This is a genomic window from Stenotrophomonas sp. FW305-3-2-15-E-LB1 (assembly GCF_058787375.1).
The window spans coordinates 1-5946 of record NZ_JBYSZR010000058.1; the positions used below are offsets into that span (position 1 = coordinate 1).

At 61.3% G+C, this 5946-nt stretch carries 5 protein-coding genes; all 5 read left to right on the forward strand.

The window, feature by feature from the left end; genetic code table 11:
- On the forward strand, nucleotides 1–468 hold a 468-nt coding region (locus AC3WL7_RS21290; RefSeq protein WP_492753022.1), incomplete at its 5' end, for a DUF2345 domain-containing protein.
- Between the two features lie 4 nt (nucleotides 469–472).
- Nucleotides 473–1375 carry a DUF4123 domain-containing protein gene (locus tag AC3WL7_RS21295; protein ID WP_492753024.1) on the forward strand — a complete coding sequence of 301 codons (903 nt, stop codon included), beginning with the start codon at nucleotides 473–475 and terminating at the stop codon, nucleotides 1373–1375.
- A complete protein-coding gene (locus tag AC3WL7_RS21300; RefSeq protein ID WP_492753025.1) occupies nucleotides 1368–4382 on the forward strand; it encodes a T6SS effector BTH_I2691 family protein in 3015 nt (1004 codons plus the stop codon). The genes AC3WL7_RS21295 and AC3WL7_RS21300 overlap by 8 nt, the downstream gene beginning before the upstream one ends.
- Nucleotides 4382–5323 (forward strand): DUF6708 domain-containing protein, encoded by a 942-nt coding sequence (locus AC3WL7_RS21305; protein WP_492753027.1) that lies wholly within the window; start codon nucleotides 4382–4384, stop codon nucleotides 5321–5323. The genes AC3WL7_RS21300 and AC3WL7_RS21305 overlap by 1 nt, the downstream gene beginning before the upstream one ends.
- 135 nt (nucleotides 5324–5458) lie before the next feature.
- Complete coding sequence (locus AC3WL7_RS21310) at nucleotides 5459–5689, forward strand: hypothetical protein (RefSeq protein ID WP_492753029.1); 231 nt, start codon at nucleotides 5459–5461, stop codon at nucleotides 5687–5689.
- Nucleotides 5690–5946: the final 257 nt, after the last annotated feature.

A 5946-nucleotide genomic window follows, 5' to 3' on the forward strand; every position in this document is an offset into this window, starting at 1 on the left:
GGCGTGGCGCTGAACTGGATGACGCAGGGCTCGCTGACGCTGGCGGTTGCCGGCGGCCTGGTGCTGTACACCGCCGGAGTGCAGCCCAGCGGCGAGAGCCCGAACCAGGAACGCGGCATCGCACTGCACGCCGCGCAGGGCAAGGTGAGCGCACGCGCGCACAAGAACCAGGCGATCGTGGCAGCCAAGACCCAGGTGCGCATTGCCAGCACCGAAGCAGACGTGATGCTGTCGGCGCCGAGCAAGCATCTGCTGGCCACGGCGGCGGGGGCGTACATCCGGATCGAGGGCGACAACATCGAGCTCGGCGCGCCGGGGAAGGTGGAGTTCAAGGCGAGCCAGCGTGATTGGGTGGGACCGGCGAGTGTGGCGGGGGAGGCGAAGTCCAACGATGGCAAGCTTGCTCTGTGTCCGACCAAGGCGGCCAACGCGGAACGCGCGGGCGCAGCCGTTGTGCCAGTGAGCTGATGCCATGGGTTTCTCACATAGGCACATCCTTGAGTATCCCATTGCAATCATCAGCGAATCGGTGCTGGATCTCGTTCCGTCGCTGAGCTCATTCCGGACGCTCAGCCTGGAGCCCCAGGCTGTCGCCTTGCCGGCGGGGATGTGTCCGCACCTGGTCTTGCTTGATGGCGCCAGTCCGGATCTGCGCGTGGCGCTGCTTGATGAGCTCGAGAGCACCTATGTGACAGGTGAGCCGCGCGGTCTTCTGGCACTGCTTGGAAGCAATGCCCCGGTTGATCAGGTTGCCAGCCACCTTCGCTCGATGATGTTCCGGCGGAAGCCGGGCAGTGACCGGTACTGGATCAGACTCCATGATCCCCGCGTATTCATGCATCTTCCGCGGATTCTTTCGCCTGCCCAGCTGCACGGCTTGATGGGGTCGATCGATGTGTGGTGCTGGCGGGATCTCGATCTCGGCACCTGGACGTGTACGGCGCGGCCGGCAGAGGACAAGCCGCACGACGAATCCTGGAGCGAGTCGCAATGGGATGCGGTCTTCAGAGTCGAGCTGGTCAACCGGACTGCTCGCGAGATCGCCAGGCTCGCGGGCACGCTGGCGTCCTCCGCTCTCCATGAGCGCATCGATGCGGCGCTGCGTCGGGCGATCGAGCAGGAAGGAATGGTTTCGACGGAGGACCAGCAGGCATTTGCCGTCGACGCGGTTCTCCATGGCGATGCCTTGTTCCTGCATCCAGTCATGAAGCGGTGTCTCAGCGACATGCGGCAGAGCGGAGGAACCTATCTGGGTGCAACAGCCGACCTGGATCTTGAAGCACTGACCCGTAGCATGGAAACGGCGGACCAGGCTGCGCCGGAATCCGCGCGGCGATGGCCGGAAAACGAAATCACAGGAGTGGGAAATGTCTGAGTTCAAGCCAGGTTGGTATGTGGTTTCCGAACCCGATGGCGAGGGACGAACCTCGCTCAAGTACTTTGCCGAGCGGAATTTGGTCACCTGTGAGTGCTACAGCACCAGCGACGGTCGACAGATCTATGTGTGGGGCAATCGAGAGCGTCCCGCGGGAAAGAAAGAAGCCTGGAAGGCCACCTACAGGTTCGTAGCGACGGACCAGGGCGGCCAGTGGGACAACGAGAAAACAGCTGCGACCAAGCGTGAGGCCGGCGCCGGCACCACTGCAAAGGTGCTTTCTCCCTGCGAGGATCTCACCAAGCACTGTCCTGCCTGTGATCGCAAGGGCCTCCTGTTGATGCCGTTGCGCTATGCCGTCGCCAGAACGGATGTCAATGCGTGGGCGCAGGCGCCGCAGCTTGCAGGCAGTTTCGCTGGTGGGGGAAGTGCCGTGCAGCTGCCTCGTGCGCTCGCACAGTACACCCTGCGCACAGTGCGGGAAGGGTATGTGTATGTCTTCAATGAGCATCTTGGCGCGAGGGGCTGGAAGGCCTATCTGGCAGACGCCAAGGGCTATCTCACGGAATTCGACATCCACAGTTCCCAGCCCCCAAGCCTGGAGGACCTGGACAACGCTCCCTGCGGTCGTCGGGCAACCTCGGAGATGGCGCGGTGCGTTCCCATTCCCGATGCGCACATCCCAGGCAGGGTCGGCAATGTGTGGATGGCGTTCTGCGATACGCCATGGACAGCTGCCGTACTGAAAGAGCACATGGACAAGCCTGCGGTGCGGCAGGCGAACATGCGCAAGTTCGACGGTGCGGCCTGGTGCCAGTCCAAGGGCGAAGCGGAGCAGCCGCATGCAGGCGCGTTGGCCGCGCATCACGCGGAGGTGGCGGAGTTCAAGGTTGGCGGCGATCTGTTTGAACGGATGATACAGCCGATCCGTTTCGCATGGCCGTTGGGGCTTGATGCCGGCCAGCAGAGCACGTCACCAGCGTTTGCCGATTCCCTGAGTCCATTCAACAGTGCGGTTGGGCAGGTTCCCCAGTTGCTTGAGGCAGCTAGGCAGGCTGGCAAGGACATCAAGGTGGCGATGGTCGCGCTTGATGATCCGATCGGGATTGCGATGGATCTGAACTCCCAGATCATCCGCCGTACCCATGCATGGACAAATGAGCCCTTGCGTCGTTGGAAGCGGGAGAGCGCGCAGGCGATCGATGCCATTGCCATGGCGGTGCGGCACAATGCAGTGCAGCGAACCAGTGAGACGCGTTCCACGGTTGCGGGCATCTTCGGCACCCTGTTCCCAGCGCACTCCAGTGGTGCCTACCGGGGGCGCAATGCCGGCGAGAAGATGGAGTATGCGGGCTACATCACCGAGGAAGAGGCTGACCGTCTCGGAACCGATGCCTGGCAGAGCGATCACATCGATCTGTTCGACAACACCAAGAAGAAGCAATACATCGAGGTCGAGTACCCGGCTGAACTGTCTGCCTTCGAGAAGGCAACGGTCGAGCCGCTCGATGCTGCATACCTGGCGTGGATGGGCTCCGACGCGTACAGAAATCACTTCATTCACAATTTCGACAAGCGAAACATAGACAGCGGTATCGCCTATGTGCACAAGGCAATGCTGGTGATCACCGACGCCACGGCAAGGGCGAGTGTCATGCGCTTCCTCATGGACCGTCTCGGAGAGGATCCCGAGAAGCCGGGATCCGTAGAGGTCCGTGCCCTGGCGGCGAACCAGGAAGAGATCATCAAGGGCTGGGCCGCGGCCATGAAGGATGGTGCCATCAACAAGGACGGCACCAGTTGGGCGGATGCGTCTGAGAAGATCTGGGGTGTATTCAATACCGTACTGACCAGCGACGGCTACAAATCTGCAATGGCGGGCGGTCCGGCGCCTGTTGGCGGGAAGTGGATGCAGGTGGCCATGCATGCCATTGCAAAGTATGCGTATCAGATCAGTGGACCCGTTGTCTCGAGACTGAGTGGCCTTGGAGACGGTGCGATTGGCTGGATGGCTGCAAAGCTGCCTGAACGACGCGTCATCTCACTGCTCGGAGCGCTTGCAAAGACAGAAGATCCAAACACAAGGCTGAGACTGATCGATCTGCGCACAGAGGCAACGCGAAAGCAGGCTACAAGAATGGTGGCCTCGGCACTGGCGAGCATCTCTGGCGGGAACTCGCATCAGTACCGTAGTGCAGTGCGCGCATCGCTGGACAACATGGAGGATGCCCGAGGCCGACGCTACCCCTATCAGGCCTTCTTGATCGTGGATGAAAGCGAGGCGCAGAGGCTGGTGCAGATGCGGGGCGCTCAGCGCGATCTGCATATTTCCCAGTCCGTCATCGTCCGGCACGAAGAGTTCGACGCCCTGTTGCAGCGCAATGTCAGGCGCGTTTTCGATCTCGATTTCAAGGTGGGCGTCGTCTCCAACATCTTCACCGCGTTCAGTCTTGGACGAGCGTGGGACGAGATGAGGAAGGCGAAGGCCGAAGAGAAGGACGTGAAGATAACCAACTTCGCAGGTGGCGTCGCTGGCCTGACGGGCGGTTTGATGGAGCTGAGTGCGGGCGTCGCCAAGAAGCATCCGTGGTGGGCTGGCAGCCACGGCATAAGGCTGCGGGCCCTTTCGGGCCAGTTGAGCAGCAGGGCGGGACTGTTGGGCGGCATCGGCAAGTTCCTTGGTGCCGCCGCGGGATTGATCGGAGGTACGCTGAGCATCATTGATGGCTACCAGGACATCGGCCTTTCGCGTGGCTATGGCATCTGCATGATCGTCCTCGGCCTGGCAAGCATCATCGCTGCGATCCTGCTGTTCACCACGTTCGCTTTCGTTGGCTTGATCATCGGTCTGGTGGTCGCGATCATCACTTTGATCGTTGCCTACTTCAAACCGACGAAGATCCAGAAGTGGCTGGATGCCTCCTATTTTGGAAAGCACAAGAGCCGGAAATTCGATACGCTTCAGGATGAGATGAGTGGCCTGCAGGCCTTGGGTGAGGAGGATTGATGTATACCGGTTGGATGCGCGAGTTTCCCGAAGGTGGTTTCCTTTCGCCCCAGGAGAATGCCTCGCGCTTCAGTCCCAAGGTCGAGCAGGACGTCGCTCCCGACGAGCGAGCTTCGCTGGTTCACTTCAATTCGACATACGTTGACCTCATTGATCGGCGCTTCAGGCTGCGGGGCATGGTGTCCACCACCATGGTCCTGCTTGGAACCATCGGGCTGTTCCTGCTCGGCTTCTTCCTCCTGTTCACCCTGGTGATTCCGAATCTGGAAGGCGACTTCTGGGACTGGGTCATGTATGCCATGGTTGCAGTGTGCGTTGTTGGCGCTCCTGTACTGTTCTGGCACACGACACTCAAATACGAGTTCTTCACGTACGTCTGGTATCCGACGCGATTCAATCGCCGTAACCGGATGGTCTATTTCTTCACCGGAGGCAAGGAAGGGGCAGTCCGGGTGCCGTGGGATGACGCGGTGTTCTACATCGGTCGGGGAACCACCCAGGACTTCCTGCGCGACCTGCGCTGCAGCATCGTTGAAGACCGGGTGGTCAAGCGCACCTTCGCCGTCGGGCACTACTTCGATGACGAGCAGAAGATCAAGGGAATCTGGGAGTTCGTCAGGCGCTACATGGAGAATGGGCCAGAGGCCGTGGTCGACAGCATTGAAGACCGGCAGATGAACCTCTCGGTGAAGCCGTCCTGGCGCAACTGCTATCTGTTCGTGGTTGCCAGCCTGGGGCCCGCCATGCTCGGTGCCCGATTTGTGTTGATGCCACTGCTGTTGCCTCTCGTTCTGTGCCGCTGGCTGGTCCTGAAATCCTGCCGTATGCCAGTGTGGCCGCAGTGGGTAGAGGACGAATGCGCGATCGATGCCAATGACCCTTTGAGACTGGTCGAGCCGGAGGTCATGGCGCAGTTCGAGCCGGACCGTCGGCCGGTCTGATCTGAAGGGCGGCGCTTGGGTGAACAGCGCTGGGCAAGCAGGGCGGCATGAGGCTCACATCAGCCGTGTCGAGGAGCCAGCTCGCAGGCTGACTCGTGGCGGCCTTGCACCCAAGGCGGCGTCCTCGACGTCCGCTTGCTGGCAGCAATGGCCGAGGGGAGCCGGATCAACGCCATCAAAGTCACCGCCGGCAAGAAGGGTGGCTTCAAAAGTGTCATGACACTGAGCGAAAGGAGAACGCTGGTGGAATTCTTTGGACTTGACTGCGAAGCAGCCCTTGACCACTGCGACAGCCTGGAACTGGGCCTGGGTCGTGAGCTGGACCGCGTCCGTTCATGGAACGGGCTCCGTCCGGAAGCGGCCTGATCGCCGTGTGCGCCTGCGGCCCGGGAGGGGCGCAGGCCGCGCGGAAGCAGGAAGCGGAGGCTGCCGATGCGTACGTCGCATGCAGACCACCTTGAAATTCAGGACGTCGGGAAAACACCATGGAACTGGTAAACAACCTGCGGGCGGCACTGGCCGGCCCGTCACACGCCCAACGCTTCCTGCGACTGCATACGTCGCTGGGAAGCGATGTGCTGGTGGCCGAAACCCTCGATGGCGTCGAGCAGATCGACGGCATC

Excerpts from the sequence above, each read along its gene's own strand:
- AC3WL7_RS21295 (WP_492753024.1), top strand. The coding sequence starts at position 473 with ATGGGTTTCTCACATAGGCACATCCTTGAGTATCCCATTGCAATCATC.
- AC3WL7_RS21300 (WP_492753025.1), top strand. The coding sequence starts at position 1,368 with ATGTCTGAGTTCAAGCCAGGTTGGTATGTGGTTTCCGAACCCGATGGC.
- AC3WL7_RS21305 (WP_492753027.1), top strand. The coding sequence starts at position 4,382 with ATGTATACCGGTTGGATGCGCGAGTTTCCCGAAGGTGGTTTCCTTTCG.